The sequence below is a fragment of the Microbacterium sp. Leaf179 genome, assembly GCF_001423785.1.
GTDB lineage: Bacteria > Actinomycetota > Actinomycetes > Actinomycetales > Microbacteriaceae > Microbacterium.
In genome coordinates this window covers 852,717-869,631 of sequence record NZ_LMPH01000001.1, presented here as the reverse complement: position 1 = coordinate 869,631, position 16,915 = coordinate 852,717, and the positions used below count along the sequence as shown (strand labels likewise).

At 70.7% G+C, this 16,915-nt stretch carries 19 protein-coding genes; 11 read left to right on the top strand and 8 right to left on the bottom strand.

Annotated elements, in window-relative coordinates; all coding sequences use genetic code 11:
- Positions 1-95 precede the first annotated feature (95 nt).
- Positions 96-1,049 carry a type I pantothenate kinase gene (gene coaA / locus ASF96_RS04035; RefSeq protein WP_055833914.1) on the bottom strand — a complete coding sequence of 318 codons (954 nt, stop codon included), beginning with the start codon at positions 1,047-1,049 and terminating at the stop codon, positions 96-98.
- Positions 1,050-1,123: 74 nt separating this feature from the next.
- Here coaA and ASF96_RS04030 point away from each other — a divergent pair, with 74 nt between their 5' ends.
- Positions 1,124-2,053 carry a Ppx/GppA phosphatase family protein gene (locus ASF96_RS04030; RefSeq protein WP_055833911.1) on the top strand — a complete coding sequence of 310 codons (930 nt, stop codon included), beginning with the start codon at positions 1,124-1,126 and terminating at the stop codon, positions 2,051-2,053.
- A 64-nt stretch (positions 2,054-2,117) separates the two neighbouring features.
- Here the strand turns inward: ASF96_RS04030 and glmM are convergent, their stop codons facing one another.
- The 5 genes from glmM to ASF96_RS04005 all read right to left on the bottom strand — a co-directional run bounded on the left by glmM (position 2,118) and on the right by ASF96_RS04005 (position 6,402).
- Positions 2,118-3,473 carry a phosphoglucosamine mutase gene (gene glmM, locus ASF96_RS04025; RefSeq protein ID WP_055936134.1) on the bottom strand — a complete coding sequence of 452 codons (1,356 nt, stop codon included), beginning with the start codon at positions 3,471-3,473 and terminating at the stop codon, positions 2,118-2,120.
- 14 nt (positions 3,474-3,487) lie between these two features.
- Positions 3,488-3,958 (bottom strand): 30S ribosomal protein S9, encoded by a 471-nt coding sequence (gene rpsI / locus ASF96_RS04020; RefSeq protein WP_055833907.1) that lies wholly within the window; start codon positions 3,956-3,958, stop codon positions 3,488-3,490.
- 24 nt (positions 3,959-3,982) lie between these two features.
- A complete protein-coding gene (gene rplM / locus ASF96_RS04015; protein ID WP_055833904.1) occupies positions 3,983-4,429 on the bottom strand; it encodes a 50S ribosomal protein L13 in 447 nt (148 codons plus the stop codon).
- A 187-nt stretch (positions 4,430-4,616) separates the two neighbouring features.
- Positions 4,617-5,375, bottom strand: coding sequence for a CPBP family glutamic-type intramembrane protease (locus ASF96_RS04010; protein WP_055936131.1), 759 nt, complete (start codon positions 5,373-5,375; stop codon positions 4,617-4,619).
- Positions 5,376-5,565: 190 nt separating this feature from the next.
- Positions 5,566-6,402, bottom strand: coding sequence for an alpha/beta fold hydrolase (locus tag ASF96_RS04005; RefSeq protein ID WP_055835851.1), 837 nt, complete (start codon positions 6,400-6,402; stop codon positions 5,566-5,568).
- A gap of 140 nt (positions 6,403-6,542) precedes the next feature.
- On the opposite strand from ASF96_RS04005, the gene ASF96_RS04000 reads away from it, so the two are divergent.
- The 6 genes from ASF96_RS04000 (at position 6,543) to ASF96_RS03975 (ending at position 11,506) form a co-directional block, all read left to right on the top strand.
- On the top strand, positions 6,543-7,043 hold the full coding sequence (locus ASF96_RS04000; RefSeq protein ID WP_055936128.1) for a PepSY domain-containing protein: 501 nt from the start codon (positions 6,543-6,545) through the stop codon (positions 7,041-7,043).
- Between the two features lie 163 nt (positions 7,044-7,206).
- On the top strand, positions 7,207-8,511 hold the full coding sequence (locus tag ASF96_RS03995) for a hemolysin family protein (RefSeq protein ID WP_055936125.1): 1,305 nt from the start codon (positions 7,207-7,209) through the stop codon (positions 8,509-8,511).
- Between the two features lie 100 nt (positions 8,512-8,611).
- Positions 8,612-9,091, top strand: coding sequence for a MarR family winged helix-turn-helix transcriptional regulator (locus ASF96_RS03990; protein ID WP_055833893.1), 480 nt, complete (start codon positions 8,612-8,614; stop codon positions 9,089-9,091).
- Between the two features lie 47 nt (positions 9,092-9,138).
- A complete protein-coding gene (locus ASF96_RS03985; RefSeq protein ID WP_055833891.1) occupies positions 9,139-9,558 on the top strand; it encodes an organic hydroperoxide resistance protein in 420 nt (139 codons plus the stop codon).
- 173 nt (positions 9,559-9,731) lie between these two features.
- On the top strand, positions 9,732-10,379 hold the full coding sequence (locus ASF96_RS03980) for a response regulator (RefSeq protein WP_055833888.1): 648 nt from the start codon (positions 9,732-9,734) through the stop codon (positions 10,377-10,379).
- Entirely contained in the window at positions 10,376-11,506 is a 1,131-nt protein-coding gene (locus ASF96_RS03975) for a sensor histidine kinase (protein WP_055936122.1), read from the top strand. Before ASF96_RS03980 ends, ASF96_RS03975 begins: the two co-directional genes overlap by 4 nt.
- Before the next feature lie 7 nt (positions 11,507-11,513).
- Here ASF96_RS03975 and ASF96_RS03970 read toward each other — a convergent pair whose 3' ends face one another.
- Entirely contained in the window at positions 11,514-12,599 is a 1,086-nt protein-coding gene (locus ASF96_RS03970) for a PIG-L family deacetylase (protein ID WP_055936119.1), read from the bottom strand.
- A gap of 238 nt (positions 12,600-12,837) precedes the next feature.
- On the opposite strand from ASF96_RS03970, the gene ASF96_RS03965 reads away from it, so the two are divergent.
- From ASF96_RS03965 to ASF96_RS03955, 3 genes are all read left to right on the top strand, one after another.
- Positions 12,838-13,119, top strand: a complete 282-nt coding sequence (locus ASF96_RS03965; RefSeq protein ID WP_156458716.1) for a hypothetical protein — start codon at positions 12,838-12,840, stop codon at positions 13,117-13,119.
- 79 nt (positions 13,120-13,198) lie between these two features.
- Positions 13,199-13,723 (top strand): YbhB/YbcL family Raf kinase inhibitor-like protein, encoded by a 525-nt coding sequence (locus ASF96_RS03960; RefSeq protein WP_055936116.1) that lies wholly within the window; start codon positions 13,199-13,201, stop codon positions 13,721-13,723.
- Positions 13,724-13,732: 9 nt separating this feature from the next.
- Positions 13,733-13,951, top strand: coding sequence for a three-helix bundle dimerization domain-containing protein (locus ASF96_RS03955; RefSeq protein ID WP_055833876.1), 219 nt, complete (start codon positions 13,733-13,735; stop codon positions 13,949-13,951).
- Positions 13,952-13,962: 11 nt separating this feature from the next.
- Here ASF96_RS03955 and ASF96_RS03950 read toward each other — a convergent pair whose 3' ends face one another.
- Positions 13,963-15,057 (bottom strand): PIG-L family deacetylase, encoded by a 1,095-nt coding sequence (locus ASF96_RS03950; protein WP_055936114.1) that lies wholly within the window; start codon positions 15,055-15,057, stop codon positions 13,963-13,965.
- 261 nt (positions 15,058-15,318) lie between these two features.
- Here ASF96_RS03950 and ASF96_RS03945 point away from each other — a divergent pair, with 261 nt between their 5' ends.
- A complete protein-coding gene (locus ASF96_RS03945) occupies positions 15,319-16,857 on the top strand; it encodes a sugar transferase (RefSeq protein WP_082509271.1) in 1,539 nt (512 codons plus the stop codon).
- The last annotated feature ends 58 nt before the right edge of the window (positions 16,858-16,915 follow it).

Sequence of the window (16,915 nt, the reverse complement as noted above, 5' to 3'; positions counted from 1 at the left end):
CGCGCAGCGCGCACCTCGCCAGCGCGCGTGTGAGACGACCCCGTAGTACCGGGACGCCGCGCGCTGCACCCCGCCATCGGGATGACGACGCCGGCTCAGAGCTTGCGCAGCAGCACCGACTCGACGGTGTGGTCGGCGCCCTTCTGCAGCACGAGCTTCGCGCGGTGGCGCGTGGGGAGCACGTTCTCTTCGAGGTTCGGCAGGTTGATCTCGCGCCAGTACCCCAGGGCCCGCTCGACGGCCTCGTCGTCGCTGATGTCGGCGAAGACCCGGAAGAACGACGTGGGGTTGGTGAACGCGTTGTCGCGCAACGCCAGGAAGCGGTCGACGTACCAGCGCTCGATGTGTGCCGCGTCGGCATCCACGTAGATCGAGAAGTCGAACAGGTCGCTGACGGCGACCTCGTTGGGCGACGGCGGCGGTTGCAGAACGTTGAGCCCCTCGACGATGACGACGTCGGGGCGGTGCACGCTCACATGGGCGTCGGGCATGATGTCGTACCGCACGTGCGAGTAGAACGGTGCCCGGGCCTCGCCGGCGCCCGACTTCACCTCGCTGAGGAACTCCACCAGCGCCCGCCGGTCGTACGACTCGGGAAAGCCCTTGCGGTCCATCAACCCGCGTCGCTCGAGCTCGGCGTTGGGATAGAGGAAGCCGTCGGTCGTCACGAGCTCCACGCGGGGAGTGTCGGGCCAGCGGCTCATGAGTTCGCGCAGCAGGCGCGCGATGGTCGATTTGCCCACCGCCACCGACCCCGCCACACCGATGACGAAGGGGGTCGTGGCATCGGGCTCGCCCAGGAACTCGCTCGTGTCGGCGCCGAGTCGGCGGGTCGCCCGCGCGTACAGGCTCAGCAGACGACTGAGCGGCAGGTACACCTCGGCCACCTCGCGCGGATCGAGGCGGTCACCGATGCCCCGCAGCTGCACGATCTCGTTGTCGGTGAGCGGCTGCGCGATCCCCCCGGCCATGCGGGCCCAGTCGTCACGATCGATCTGGCGGTAGGGGCTCAGCGACGGCGCGGGAGCGGCGGTCTCGGCGGCGGACACCCGCCCATGCTACCGGCGTCGCCTTCCTCCCCCGCGGATCACCCCGTCACCGCGTGCCCCACTACGCTCGGACCGTGCGCCTGGGAGTCCTCGACATCGGTTCGAACACCGTCCATCTGCTCGTCGCGAACGCCCGGGCCGGAGGTCGTCCCACCGCGACGACCTCGCACCGCTCGGTCCTGCGCCTCATGCGGTATCTGCAGCCCGACGGGTCCATCTCGCCCGAGGGTGTGAAGGGCCTCGTGGATGCCGTGACCGCGGCCTGCGCGACGGCCAAGGCCGAGGGCGTCGACGAGTTGCTCGCGACCGCGACGTCGGCCGTTCGCGATGCGACCAACGGCGAGGCCGTCATCGCGCTGATCGAGGAGGCCCTGGGCCAGCCCCTGCAGGTGCTCGGGGGCGAGACCGAGGCGCGCTTCACCTACCTCGCGGTGCGGCGGTGGTTCGGCTGGTCGGCCGGGCAGATCCTGTTGTTCGACATCGGCGGCGGGTCGCTCGAGATCGCCGGCGGTGCCGACGAGCTGCCCGATCTCGCCGAGTCGGTGCCCCTGGGCGCGGGCCGTTCGACCGTGCAGTTCCTCCCGCACGATCCGCCGAGCGCCGACGAGATCGACGCGCTGCGCCAGCACGCCATGACGGTGCTCGCGCCGGTGGCCGAGCGCTTCGCCGCGCTCCCCCGTCCCGACCACGTCGTGGGCTCGTCGAAGGCGATCCGCTCGCTCGCGAAGCTCGCAGGCTACCCGGTGCCGGGGTGGTCGGGCATCGACCGCATGGTCCTGCCCCGCCGGGAATTGAAGGACTGGATCCCGCGGCTGGCACGCATCCCCGCCGACGCCCGCGAGGCCCTTCCCGGCATCACCGCCGATCGCACGTTCCAGATCGTCGCCGCCGCGATCGTGGTGGAGCGGGCGATGAAGGCCCTCGACGTCGAGGAGCTCGAGGTCTCCCCCTGGGCGCTCCGCGAGGGCGTCCTGCTGCGCTACATCGAGTCGCTCGAGTACTGACACCGCGCCGTCGACGGCTCAGCCACCTCACGCGAAGGTCGGTGAGCCCGTCGACGGGCCGGTGTCAGAGCGCCAAACGCTCCCGCACGACCTCGGCGAGACGGTCCGCGTGCGCGCGGGCGTCTTCTTCGGACGCGGCTTCGACCATGACGCGCACGAGCTGCTCGGTGCCCGAGGCGCGCAGCAGCACGCGGCCCGAGTCGCCCAGTTCGGCGGTGGACGCGGCGACAGCCTCCTGCACCGCGTGGTCGTGCACGCCGTCGCGATCGACGCCGCGCACGTTCACGAGCACCTGCGGGTACACCGTCATGATCGAGGCGAGCTCACCGAGCGTCTTGCCCTGTCGCGCCATCTCGGCGACGAGGTGCAGCCCGGTGAGCAGGCCATCACCCGTCGTCGCGAAGCGGCTCATGATGACGTGGCCCGACTGCTCGCCACCGAGGGAGTAGCCGCCCTCGTTCATGGCCTCGAGCACGTAACGGTCGCCGACGCCGGTCTGCAGGACCCGGATGCCATGGGCCTCCATCGCGCGGTGCAGGCCGAGGTTGCTCATGACCGTCGCAACGAGCGTGTCGTCGACGAGCGCACCACGCTGCTTCATCGCCACCGCGAGGATGGCCATGATCTGGTCGCCGTCGACGATGTTGCCCTGCGCGTCGACGGCCAGACAGCGGTCCGCGTCGCCGTCGTGGGCGATGCCGACGTCGGCGCCGAGGCGAACGACGGCTTCGGCGAGCACGTCGAGGTGCGTCGAGCCCACGCCGTCGTTGATGTTCAGACCATCGGGTTCGGCGCCGATGACGGTGACCGTCGCGCCGGCGTCCTTAAACGTCTCGGGCGACACGCCGGCCGCGGCGCCGTGGGCGCAGTCGAGCACGACGTGGATGCCGTCGAGGCGGTGCGGCAGCGAGCCCAGCAGGTGCAGGACGTAGCGGTCCTCCGCGTCGGCAAACCGACGGATGCGACCGACGCCGGCCCCGGTGGGCTGCAGTCGTTCGCCCTCGAGCGCCTGCTCGATGCGCTGCTCGACCTCGTCGGGGAGCTTGGTGCCCCCGCGGGCGAAGATCTTGATCCCGTTGTCGGGAGCGGGGTTGTGCGACGCCGAGACCATCACACCGAAGTCGGCGTCATGGTCGGCAATGAGGAACGCGGTGGCGGGGGTGGGAATGACCCCGGCGTCGAGCACGTCGACGCCCGACGAAGCGAGTCCCGCAGCGACCGCGGCCGCGAGGAACTCCCCCGAGACGCGCGGGTCGCGCGCGACGACGGCGGTGAGGCGGCGGCCTTCGGCCTTCCGCGCCTCCGCCGAACGGCCCTGGCCCAGGACGACAGCAGTCGCCTGGGCCAGGTGCAGCGCGAGTTCGGCGGTGAGGAGGCCGTTGGCCAGCCCCCGCACCCCGTCCGTGCCGAAAAGAGGCATCCGGAGTTTCGAACTCAGCGCTTGGAGTACTGAGGCGCCTTGCGGGCCTTCTTGAGTCCGGCCTTCTTGCGCTCCTTGACGCGAGCGTCGCGCGAGAGGAAGCCGGCCTTCTTCAGGGTGGGGCGGTTGTTCTCTTCGTCGATGCCGTTCAGCGAACGGGCGATGCCGAGACGCAGCGCGCCGGCCTGACCCGAGGGGCCGCCACCGGAGATGCGCGCGATCACGTCGTACGAGCCCGCGAGCTCGAGCACCGTGAACGGGTCGTTGATCAGCTGCTGGTGCAGCTTGTTCGGGAAGTAGTCCTCGATCGTGCGGCCGTTGACCGTGATCGTGCCCGAGCCGGGAACCAGACGCACGCGGGCGATGGCCTGCTTGCGACGGCCGACGGCTGCGCCGGGAACCGAGAGAACGGGGCGCTCGGCCGCGACGACGGACTGCTCGGCCGGCGTCTCGGTGCTGTAGTTGCTGGGGTCGATGTTCGACACTGTTTCGTCCTTATCCGGCGGCGCTTACTGGGCGACCTGGTCGAAGGTGTAGGCCGTGGGCAGCTGAGCACCGTGGGGGTGCTCGGCGCCGCGGTACACCTTGAGCTTCTTGAGCTGCGCCGCGCCGAGGCTGTTCTTGGGCAGCATGCCGCGGATGGCCTTCTCGACCGCGCGGACGGGGTTCTTGTCGAGGAGTTCCTCGTACGTGACCGACTTGAGGCCGCCCGGGTAGCCCGAGTGGCGGTAGGCCTTCTTCTTCTGGAGCTTCTGACCCGTGAGCGCCACCTTTTCGGCGTTGATCACGATGACGAAGTCGCCCGAGTCGATGTGGTTGGCGAAGGTGGCCTTGTGCTTGCCGCGGAGGAGGACCGCCGCGTGCGAGGCCAGACGGCCGAGGACGACGTCGGTGGCGTCGATAACGACCCACTCGCGCGTGACCTCAGCGGCCTTGGGGGTGAAAGTGCGCGTCACAGTAGTGCTGCTTTCTTGTTCGAACGGAGGAGTTCGTGAATCCCGCTCCGGTGGTCCGTTCCCCGCCGATGACGGGGGAACAGGGCCGGTGGAGGGCTCACGTTCGGGCAACCCGCTCGCAGAGAGGCGGGCACCAAAGAGCAAGACTACGGCATCCGGATGCCAGCACCAAACGTCGCCGGCCCGCTCAGGCCGACAGGGTCCCCACCGCGATCAGGGCGTACCCCGTCGCGTTGAAGACGATATGCGTGAAAAGCGCGCCGCCCAGACGTCCCGAGCCGAGGACGAGGGCGCTGGCGACCAGTCCCAGGATGCCGAGGGTCGGCGCATCGACCGAGCCGGGCGCCGCGACCAGCAGGTGCGCGCCGACGAACGAGCCGGTCGACAGGGCCGCCGCGGCCACGCCGGCCGCAACCGGGCCGCTGAATCGTCGCAGCACCGTATAGACGGACACGAGCACGACGCCGCGGAAGAAGAACTCCTCCGCCGCGGACGACACGATCGTGCCGGCGACGGCGTCGAAGACGAAAGACGTGGGCAGCGCGCCGTCGGCCGAGAACGTCGTCGGCCAGGGGGCCGGCTCTCCCCCGGCTCCGGCGATCGCCCCCTGGGCCAGGCGCACGAGGACGCCGAACACGACCCCGTAGAGCAGGTCCACCGTTCGGAACACGAGCAGACCGCGAGGACGGGAACGACCGAGAGCGAACACGACGGGCACCGCGAAGGCGAGCCAGATCACCGCCTGCGCCGACGCCGCGCGGGTCTCGACGGGCAGCATCTCCGACGCGGCGCGCGACGCGAGCGCCCCCGCGCCTAGCGCGAGCACGGCCCAGCCGAGCATCTCGACGTCCCAGCGCGCGGTCGTGGAGCCGCCCTCGCGCCACCGGCGGGGCCGACGACGCCGGGCACGCCGGGCGGGGCTCGGGACGGCGGATTCGTCGCTCATGCGCGTCAGGCTAGGGCTGCAGGTCGCCGTCGACCCGGTCACCCCGCGCCTCCCCCGCGTCGACTCACCCGTTGGATCGCGCGTTCTCACCCGCACGCACGAACGCCCCGCCACCGGTGAGGTGACGGGGCGTCCGTGATGTCGTGTGCGCGTCCTCCGCGGATGCGGGCGAGAGAGGGACGCGGACCGATCAGCGCTGCAGGAAGTCGATCAGCACGCGGTTGAACTCGTCGGCGTGGCTGACGTTCACGCCGTGCGGGGCCCCGGCGACCACGTGCAGCTCGCTGCCCGCGATGGCCTCGTGCGTGCGCTTGCCCGACCCCTCGAAGGGCACCGTGGCGTCGCTGTCCCCGTGGATGACGAGGGTCGGAACGGTCACGTTCGGCAGATCCTCGCGGAAGTCGGTCGTGGCGAACGCCTCCATCGACTTCAGTGCCGCGTGGTGGTCGGCCTGGTTCGCGAGGCGTTCGGCTTCGACCTGCTCGGCTGCGGGCACGGCGAGCGCGCCGTCGACCGAGAAGAAGTCCGTCGTGAACTGGTGGTAGAACGCCTTCTCGTCGCCCTTCAGGCCCTGCTTCATGCCGTCGGCGGTCTCGTCGTCGAGGGGGCCCTCGGGGTTGTCCTCGGTCTTCGCGAGGTACGGGGGCACGGCTGCCGCGAAGACGACGCTGTGCACACGACCCGATCCGTGACGCGTCAGGTAGCGGGCGACCTCGCCGCCGCCCATCGAGAAGCCGACGAGCGTGACGTCGCGCAGGTCGAGGGCGGTGAGGACGGCCTCGAGGTCGTCGGCGAACGTGTCGTAGTCGTACCCGGTGCGGGGCTTGTCGCTCCGGCCGAAGCCGCGACGGTCGTACGTCACCACGCGGTGGCCGGCCGCCTCGAGGGCGGGCACCTGATGGGCCCAGGATTCGCCCGAGAGGGGCCATCCGTGGATCAGCACGACGGGGCGACCCGTGCCGCCCGTGTCGTCGACGTGCAGGTCGATGTCGGTCAGAAGTCCATGGTGTGCGGTGATCTCGCTCATGACCGCCATGGTTCGACTCCCACCTGTACGCGGGCCTGCCGTTGACGTTCCACCCGCGGCTTGCTAAAGCACCACTCGCACAGCGGTCGCCCGGATGCAACGACCGCCGCGCGCGCGAGCGGGCTGGCTAACCTGCCGCTATGGATTCGACCCGCATCCCCGGCATCACCCTGCTCGCCGTCGTCAGCGCTCTCGCCCTCAGCTCCTGCACCCCGGCACCCGGAGGCGCGAACACGTCCGCCACCGACGAGACCGCGATCAGGGCGGCGAACACCGCCGAGGCCGATGCCGGTGGACGCGCGTTCGCCCTCGACCGCGGCGACGACGACTCCTGGGAGGTCCACGTCGCCGTCGGCGATCGCGAGGTCGAGGTGCACCTCGCGTCCGACGGGGCGACCGTGCAGTCCCGGAGCGACGACGACGGGATCGACGCCGACGAGCGCGCCGCCCTCGATGCGGCGGTGACGACGTTGGCCGACGCCGTCCGCATCGCCGCCGCCCAGAACCCGGGCGGCGACCGCATCGACGAGGTGCAGCTCGACGACGACGGAGGGGACTGGTCGTGGACGATCGAGATGCAGAGCGGTGCCGTCGTCCGCATCTCCGCCGGCGACGGCGCGGTCGTCAGCACCGGCCGCTGAAGCAGAACGGGCGTGACCACGCAAGCCCGGACGGGAAGCTGCCCGCCCCGGGCCCGCCTGAATACGATTCCGTCATGAGCCACGCTGCCGACTCCGACGGTCACAGTCCGAGCGCCCGGGTGACCCCGGGTGCCGTCCTTCGCGGATCGGAGGAGGGAAGGCGATGAACGATCTCGTCCTCAACATCGTTCTCGTCGTCGTGTTCGTCCTCGTCGGCGGAGTCTTCGCCGCGACCGAGATGGCCCTCGTCACGCTGCGCGACAGTCAGGTGAACGCCCTGGCCGCCCGAGGCAAGCGCGGACAGAAGGTCGCCGAGCTCGCCCGGAACCCGAATACCTTCCTGTCGGCGGTGCAGATCGGCGTGACCGTGGCGGGCTTCGCGTCGGCCGCCTACGGCGCCTCCTCCATCGCCCCCTCGGTCACCCCGCTGTTCGAGGGTCTCGGTCTCGAGCCGGGCCTCGCGGCCACGGTCTCGACCATCGCGCTCACCCTGGTGATCGCCTACCTCTCGCTCGTTCTGGGCGAGCTCGTGCCCAAGCGCCTCGCCATCCAGCGCAACGCCGCGTTCGCGTACGCGGCGGCACCGGTGCTGAACGGGTTCGCGAAGCTGATGCGACCGGTCATCTGGCTGCTGTCGCTGTCGACGAACCTGCTGGTGCGTCTCCTGGGCGGCGACCCCAACAAGACCGGTGAGGAGCTCACCGAAGAAGAACTTCGCGACATCGTGTCGAGCCACGAGGGGCTTCCGGCTGACGAACGGCGCATCCTCGACGACGTCCTGTCCCTCCGTGACCGCCACGTGAGCGAGGTCATGCGCCCGCGACCGGAGGTCGTGACCCTGGATGCCGGCGGCACCATCGCCGAAGCCATGGATCAGGTGCGCGACCTCCCGTTCTCGCGGTACCCGGTGGCCGAGCAGACCATCGACGACGTCGTGGGCTTCGTCCACGTGCGCGACCTCTACGAAGACCCGGAGCGGCCCCTGGCCGCCGTGATGCGCGCCATCCGGTACTTCCCGTCGACGGCTCGGGTGCTGCCCACGCTCACCGCGATGCGCGCCGAGGGCAGCCACATCGCCGTCGTCGTCGACGAGTACGGCGGAACCGACGGCATCGTGACGCTCGAAGACCTGGTCGAAGAGGTCGTCGGCGAGATCTTCGACGAGTACGACACCGACGCCGAGCAACCCCTCGCCGAGGGCGAGCACGGCACCGTCGAGGGTCGGCTGAACCTGCAGGACTTCGAGGAGGCGACGGGGGTCAGCCTCCCCCGCGGCGCCTCCGACACGGTCGCCGGTTTCGTGGTCGAGCGCCTGGGCCGGCTGGCCCGTGTCGGCGACACGGTCGAGGTCGACGGCGCCACGCTCCAGGTCAAGGCCGTGGATCGACGACGCGTGGCGGAACTGCTGGTGACGCGGCATCCCCTCGACGATGAGACTCCCGACACCGAGGCGTCCAGCCCGGTGTGACCCCAGTGCGCGGGGTCCGGTCCGGACCCCGCGCACTGGCTGTCGATGAGGCGCATCCAACAAAGTTGTGCACAACCGAGTTGTGTGCAATGCTTCTGTCATGCCCGCCGTCGACGACCTCGTCTGCTTCGCGCTCTACGCCGCGAACCGCACGACCACCCAGGCCTACCGGGTGCTGCTCGAGCCGTGGAACCTCACGTATCCGCAGTACATCGCCCTGGTGACGCTGTGGGTCGACGGGGACCAGACCGTGAGCAGCCTGGGCGACGCCCTCCAGCTCGACTCCGGAACTCTGTCGCCGATGCTCGCGCGCATGGAGACCGCCGGCTACCTCACCCGATCGCGCCGATCCGACGACGAGCGCGTCGTCACCGTGGCGCTGACCGATCGCGGGCACGAGATGCGACAGGAACTCGCGCACGTCCCCCGATGCATCGCCGCAGGCTCCGGCTTGACCGACGAAGACAGCGCGCGTGAGCTGATCGACGCCCTGCACCAGCTCACCGACGCGATGCGCGACCTGCGCGACCGCCCCGACACCGTGCTCGCCGCCGCCGGAGTGCCGCGGCCGCCCGCGTGAGCCCCACTCGACTCCTCCTCCCCACCCGCCCCTCGAAAGGAACACCCATGGACGTTCTCTACACCGCCGAAGCCGTCTCCACCGGTCAGGGCCGCACCGGCCACGTCACCGCCGGCCCCTACATCGACCTCGAGGTCGCCCCTCCCACCGAGCTGGGCGGCTCGGGCAAGGGCACCAACCCCGAGCAGCTCTTCGCCGCCGGGTACGCCGCGTGCTTCCACAGCGCACTGCACGCCGTCGCCCGCGCGCACAAGGTGAAGATCGACGACTCCTCGGTCGGCGGCCGCGTCCACCTCGGCCCGAACGGCCAGGGCGGCTACCAGCTCGCCGTCCTGCTCGAGGTGGTCCTGCCCGGTATCGAGCACGACCTCGCCCAGCAGCTCGCCGACGACGCCCACCAGGTGTGCCCGTACTCCAACGCCACCCGCGGCAACATCGAGGTCACCGTCACCGTCTCCGAGGACTGACCTCTCCCCGACCCCGGGGCGGGGTGCTGAGCCCCACGTATCGCACCCCGTTCCGGACTTCGCCCCGCGAAGAACCCCGACGCCGCCCGCTCCCCGCGGGCGGCGTCGTTCTGTCGCCCGCCTGCACCCGGGCGGAGCCCCGCGCGTGGAGCCCCGCGCGTACAGTGACTGTCGTGATCCGCGTGGTTGTCGTCGACGATGAGGCGCTCGTGCGCTCCGGCTTCGAGATGATCCTCGGCGCCTCCCCTGACATCGACGTGGTCGCGGCGGTCGACGGCGACGTCGCGGTCGAGGTGATCCGCCGCGAGAAGCCCGACGTGGCGCTGCTCGACATCCGCATGCCCGGCCGCAGCGGGCTCGAGATCCTGACGGAACTCGCCGCCGACGCGGACCGCCCCGTCATCGGCATCCTCACGACGTTCGACACCGACGAGTACATCGCGCGCGCCCTGCACGAGGGCGCCGCGGGGTTCCTCGTCAAAGACACGGCTCCCGAGCACCTGGCCGCGATGGTGCGCACGCTCGCGGCCGGCGGGGTCGTGCTCTCGCCCCAGGTCTCGCGCACCCTCGTCGAGGGGTACGCGGGGGCGACCGACCGCGAGGCGTCTCGACGGGTCGCGCTGCTGACCGATCGAGAACGCGACGTGCTGGCCTGCCTGCCGACGGGCGAGTCGAACGCCGAGATCGGCAAGCGGCTGCATCTCAGCGGGGCCACCGTGAAAGACCACGTGAGCGCCATCCTCGGCAAGATGTCGGTCTCGTCGCGGTTGGAGGCGGCGCTCATCGCCGAACGCGCGGGGCGTCGCGGCGGGCGCGGATGATCTCGGCGATCCGGGCGCGATGGGCGGCGTTCGCCGGGAGCCGGGTCTTCGACGCGACGATCGATGTCGCCCTGGCCGCCGCGGCCCTGCTCGACGTGGCCGTGTCGCTGCCGGGGTGGTCCCCGATCGAGTCGGCGTGGGCGCTGCTCGCCGTGGCGGGGCTCCTGGTGCGCCGGCGCCTGCCCTGGGTGGCTTTCGCCCTCGTCCTCCCGGGGCTGGTGGTGGATGCCATGACCGTCGCCGCTCCCATCGCCCTGTACTCCGTGGCGGTGCGCGTGCGGCGGATCCCGCTGCTGGTGGGCGCGGGCGCAGTCACGTTCGCCTGCTTCCTGCTCCCCGACTGGCAGCTGCCCCCGCTCGACTATCTGGCGCCCTCGCTCCTGTACGCCCTCATGTACGCCGCGACCCCGATCGCGCTCGGCGCCCTCGTGCGCACGCGCCTCGAGCTGTCCGCCCGGGTCGCCGAGCTGTCGGCCGCACGAGAGAGCGAGCGCCGCCGCGATGAGCAGGACGTCCTGCGGCGGGAGCGGGCCCGCATCTCGCGCGAGATGCACGACGTCGTGTCGCACCAGGTGAGCCTGACGGCCGTGCAGGCCGGTGCGCTCCAGGTCGCCTCGCCCGATCCCGAAGCGCGGCGCGTGGCCGGCATCATCCGCACGCTCTCGGTACGCACCCTCGACGAGCTGCGGCAGATGGTGAGCGTGCTGCGCGCCGACGGAGCGACCACCGACTCCCCCGCCCCGCAGCCCACCCTCGCCGACCTCCCCCGGCTGATCGCCGACAGCGGACTCGATGCCCGGCTCGAGGCCGACCTCCCCTCCGACCTCACCCCCGCGGTGCAGCGCGCGGTGTACCGCACGGTGCAGGAGGGGCTGACCAATGCGCGCAAGCACGCACCGGGAGCCCTCGTTCGCGTGACCGCGACGGCCTCCACCTCGAGCATCGACGTGGTCGTGCAGAACGACGCCGCCCGGGCGGCCCGCCTGCGCCTCCCCTCCAGCGGCACGGGGCTGCGGGGGCTGCGCGAACGGGCCGAACTCCTCGGCGGCCGCCTGCACGCGGCCGAGGGTGTCGACGGCGGCTTCCGCTTGGCCGTGTCGGTGCCCCGGCGCGAGACCGAGAGCTGAGCGGGCGTCAAGTGAGCCGGAGCTCGTCGTCGCTCTTGGCGTACGACCGCCGCAGCCATTGCCCGAAGCCCGGTTGGGCGAGACAGGCCGAGGCGTTCTCGCACGTGACCACCGGGTCGTGAGCGGCGTAGGTCTCGTAGATGTCGACCTTGTCGTCGAGGAGGGCCCCCGTGACGTTCGCCGGCTCGCGCTTCGAGGGGTACCCGACGAAGTACGACACCGCTGCGGCCGGAATGCCGACGGTCGGCACGATCGCACGCATCAGCGACCCCACGGCGGAGTGGTCGGGGTGGTCGCCGTGCGCGTAGGCGCTGCCGTGCGGCACGTTCGTCGATACGCGCTGGGGCCGGGCCGCATCGGCGAGCTCGGCGAGGGTCGCCGTCAGCATGGCGAGCGTGTACTCGGGTGCACCGTCGATCGGATGCAGGGTCGACGTCGTCCCGTTGATGAGCTGCGTCAGGCCGGCACTCCCCGTCGAGGGGAACCCCTTGGCATCCAGGTTTCCATCGGCCAGACGCAGCACGGTGATCGAGAGCCGAGGATCGTCCGAAGGGACGAAGCGGGTCACCCGCGCACCGCTGTGCAGCTCGATCTGCGTGGTCGCCCAGGGCGCGGTGCTTCCGCGCATGCAGTCGTACGCGGCGCGGATGCCGGCCTCGCGCTTCTCGGCGTAGGCGAGGCCCCGCCCGGCGTCGCCGGCGGTGACGTAGACGGCGCGCACGGTCCCGCCGCTGCGGATGGCCCCGGCGAGCGCGGGGTTGGCGAAGATGATGTCGTCGTCGGCGTGGGCCCACACCGCGAGCGTGGTGTCGAGGCCGGGGGGCTCGGCGGCAGGCGAGGTCGGTACCGCAGACGGCAGCGGTCCGGGCACGATGGGAGCCAGCGGCACCCACGCCCCGTCGGGGCCGTCCGAGCGCCGCGCCTGACGATAGAGCAGCGCCCCTCCGCCCAGCCCGAGAAGCGTGAGACCTCCGGCGATGGCCACCCGTCGAGTCACCACGACACGGCGCGCCCGGGCGAACGCCGCGTCAGCGTCGCGCGAGGGCTCGCCGTCCCGGGATTCGTCGGGGGACGGCGGCTGTGCGTCGCTCACGGTGGCTCCGTTCTTCTTCGTGCCGTGCCGCTCTGCACTCGGGTCGTCGCGGCGGCATCACCGTCTCGACGGTATCGCGCACGCCCACCCCTTCGCTGGCTCGACCCGCACACCCCCGCCGCGCGGCGGGGACGGTGTGGCCATCCGGCGGAGATCGCTCTCTCCGGGGCGCGGCGCACGCACCCCACACATCGAAGACACCCAGCCGGCACCTAAGACCACTGGGGACACTCGCCCCATGCAGACGTCTTCGAAGCCGCGGTCATTGTCGCCCGCCGCCCTGCGCGTACGCGCCGTCCTCAACCAGTGGGACCCGATCGGCGTGCATCACATCGGCCACGGCTGGCCCGATGACGAATACGACGACCTGATCCTCCCGATCCTGGCGGCGCTCTCCTCCCGCCCGTCCGTCGAGCAGTTGGCCGACGACCTCAGAACGGTCGTCGAGGTCGATTACGGTCTGCCCGCCCCCGACGGATGCCGCGAAGCCGCACGATCGCTGCTCGCGCTGGCGCGGTGAGTTCCGGCATCCGTTACCTCTCCGTTCCCGCCTCGGCAACCCCTCGGGGGGCCACGACCGCCGTGTTTAGAGTTCCGTCATGACCGACCTCACGCGTGCGCAGTCGCCCGACCCGTATCCGCTCCTCCCCTCCGTGGCGGCGTTCGACGTGGTCAGTGATGATGTGCGCGAGGGGCAGCCGCTCTCCGACGCCCAGGTCGCCGATAAAGGCAACACCTCCCCGCACCTACGTTGGTCGAACGTCCCCGAGGGGACGAAGTCGTTCACGATCACCTGTTTCGACCCCGATGCCCCGACGCCGAGCGGCTTCTGGCACTGGGTCCTCGTCGATCTCCCCGCCGACCTGACCGAGATCCCGGCCGGATTCGCGGGCGGCGAGCTCCCCGCCGGTGCGTTCCACGTCCGCAACGACGGAGGTCAAGCCGGCTTCCTGGGCGCCGCTCCCCCCAAGGGCGATCAGCCCCACCGTTACTTCTTCGTCGTCCACGCGGTGGGCGCCGACTCCCTCGGGGCGGATCCGGATGCCACTCCCGCCGCCGTCTCGTTCGGTCTGGCCTTCTCGACCCTCGGACGCGCGATCGTCCACGGCACCTACCAGCACTGAGGACGACCGATGACGCAGCGCAGCGAAGGCTTCGACAAGGACGCGACCGTCTCCGGCGTCGAGGAACGTCTCCACGACCGTTTCCCCGAGGCCGAGCCCGACGTGGTCCACCACGAAGCGGTGGTCGCGGTCGAGAAGTTCGCCGACGCACCGGTGAAGGACTTCGTCGACATCATCGCCGAGCGCGAAGCCCGCGCCCGCGTCGAGCAGGAGCTGCAGGCCGACTGAACCCTCGGGGCTCAGCCCATCTGCAGCTCGGCCTCGCTCTTCGGGTACGACCGCTGCAGCCACTCGCCGAACCGCCGGGTACCGAGGCAGGCCGACCGATCGGCGCACCGGATGACCTCGTCCTGTTGCGTGTAGACGCGGTACGTCTCGATCTTGGCGTCCAGTTGTTCGCCGTCGAGGTTGCTCGGCAGCTTCTCCGACGGGTACCCCACGAGGTACCGGATGCCGGGTGCCACCGCGGGGAGGGACCCGAGGGCGTCACGCACGAGGGTGCCGGTGACCGAGTGATCGGGGTGGTCTCCCGCCGCGAAGGCGCTGCCACGCGGGATGTGGGTGAGAACGGTACTCGGCTGCCACGCCTCGGCGAGTTCGATGAGGCTGTCCGACAGCTGAGCGAGCGTCACATCGGGGCAGTCATCGGTCGGCGACAACGTGGAGATCGTCCCGTCGAGCAGCTTGCTGAGCGTCGCGTGGCCGGTCGAGGCGAATCCCCCGTCGGTGATGTTGCCGTCGGGGAGGCGCACGAACACGACCGACAGACGTGGATCGTTCTGCGGAGTGAGACGGGTCACGTGCATCCCCGTGTCGAGCACGATCTCGTCGGTGTCCCACAATCCGCTCACCCCGCGCATGGAGTTGTACGCGCGCAGGATGCCGAGCTCCCGCGACGACGTGTATCCCCGCCCCTTGCCCGCGTCGCCGGCGGTGAGGAAGACGGTCCGCGCACAGTCGCCGGCCGAGATGGCGTCGGAGATGGCCGGGTTGCCGAAGATGATGTCGTCGTCGGGATGCGCCCACACGCTCATGAGGGTCGGACGACCGTCGCAGGACTGCGCCGCCGGCGACAGGGGCGCCGGTGCGGGGGGCGGGGTCGGCGTCGGCGTCGGCGTGGGGGTCACCGAGGGAGACGGCGTGGCGGAGGGAGTCGGCGTGCCCGTGGCCGACGGTGTCGCGGATGCCACGACGTCGGCCGCGCGGCCGAGCGAGAAGGCGACGGTCGCCGCGACCGCGACGAGCACGACGGCGGCGACGACGATGGCCGCGATCAGTCCGGCGGATCGGCGCCGACGGCGAGAACGTCGCGAGGGCGTCGAGACGCGGGACATCTGTGTTCCTTCGGGCGGGCGGTGCGACACCTCGCTCGGCGGGTGCGTGTGCAGGTCCGGCGAGAGGGCCGACCCGCTGCCCGAGTGTAGGGGACGCTCCCCGTCGGGCCCAAGATTCACCCTCTGGGTGATGCCGCCCCGGTTTCCGGCATTTGACGGCGAGATGACAGGAAACGCTAGGTGACTTGTCGGGTGAATCTTCCCTGTTATTGTTCACGAGGTGAAACCGACGAGCTCGACCCGGGGGGAGGAGCTACACACGTGACGTTCGACCTCAGGGAAAGCGCGACACCGTCGTTCGACGCGGAGTTCCCCGTCACCCCTCGTGCTGAGCGGATCTCCCAGCCCGCCTCCAGCCGACACGTTCCGTGGCGCCGTCGCTATCGACGCAATCTCGCCCTCACCGACCTGTTCTCCCTGACGTGGGTCGTGTACGGAACCCAGCTGCTGTGGTTCGGTCTCGGCAACGCTCAGGTCGCCGCGGGGCGCGACTCCCGCATCTCCGACCTGTCGTACTGGGTGTTCTCGGCCCTCCTCATCCTCACGTGGATGTGGGCCCTGGCCTTCGTCGACTCCCGCAGCGACCGGGTCATCGGAACCGGCTCGCAAGAGTACGTGCGCATCGCCGACGCCAGCTTCCGACTCTTCGGCACCGTCGCGATCATCGCCTTCCTCACCCAGATCGACGTCGCCCGCGGGTACCTCCTGATCAGCCTCCCCCTCGGCATTCTGGTGCTCATCTTCACCCGCTGGATGTGGCGTCGTTGGCTCATCGTCCAGCGCTCGACCGGCAAGTACTCGGCAAACGTGCTCCTCGTCGGTTCGCTCGCGTCGGTGACGCAGCTCGCTCGCGAATTCGCCCGCACGCCGAGCGCCGGCTACCGCGTGGTCGGCGCCTGCGTGCCGAACGGCAAGATCGCCGACGTCATCCCCGGTACCGACATCCCCGTGATGGGACACGTCGGAGATGTGACGAGCGCCCTCGATGCCACCGGCGCCGACACCGTCGCGATCACGAGCGCCGACGATCTGCCGGCCGACAAGGTCAAGCAGATCTCCTGGAGTCTCGAAGCGGGCAAGCAGCACCTCGTGCTCGCCCCCAGCATCATCGACATCGCCGGTCCCCGTCTGCACACGCGGCCGGTGGCGGGGCTGCCGCTCATCCACGTGGAGACGCCCAAGTTCTCGCGCGGCCAGAGCTTCCTCAAGCGCAGCGTCGACCTCGTGTCCGCCTCCATCGGCGTCGTCCTGCTCAGCCCCCTCCTGCTCTTCCTCATGATCACCGTGCGCCTCACCAGCGACGGGCCCGTCTTCTTCCGGCAGACACGCGTCGGATTCCGCGGCCGCGAGTTCACGATGATCAAGTTCCGCAGCATGGTCGTCAACGCCGAAGAGCTCCTGCAGGAGCTCGCCGCGCAGCAGCGCGATGCGGGCAACGAGGTGCTGTTCAAGATGAAGAACGATCCGCGCGTGACACGCATCGGCCGCATCATGCGCAAGTTCAGCCTCGACGAGCTCCCCCAGCTGTTCAACGTCATCGGCGGCTCGATGTCGCTCGTCGGCCCGCGTCCGCCTCTGCCGTCCGAGGTCGCGTTGTACGCCGACCACGTGCACCGTCGCTTCCTCGCCAAGCCCGGCATCACGGGTCTCTGGCAGGTCAGCGGCCGCTCGTCACTGTCCTGGGAGGAGTCGGTACGCCTCGACCTCTCCTACGTCGAGAACTGGACCCTTCTCGGCGACTTCGTCATTCTCGGCAGAACCGCCCGCGCCGCCCTGGCGCCGGGCGAGACGGCCGCGTGAAATCCCCGCGCTCCCTCGCGGGTCCGCGACCCGGTGTCACCGGGTCGCGTCGTCAGGA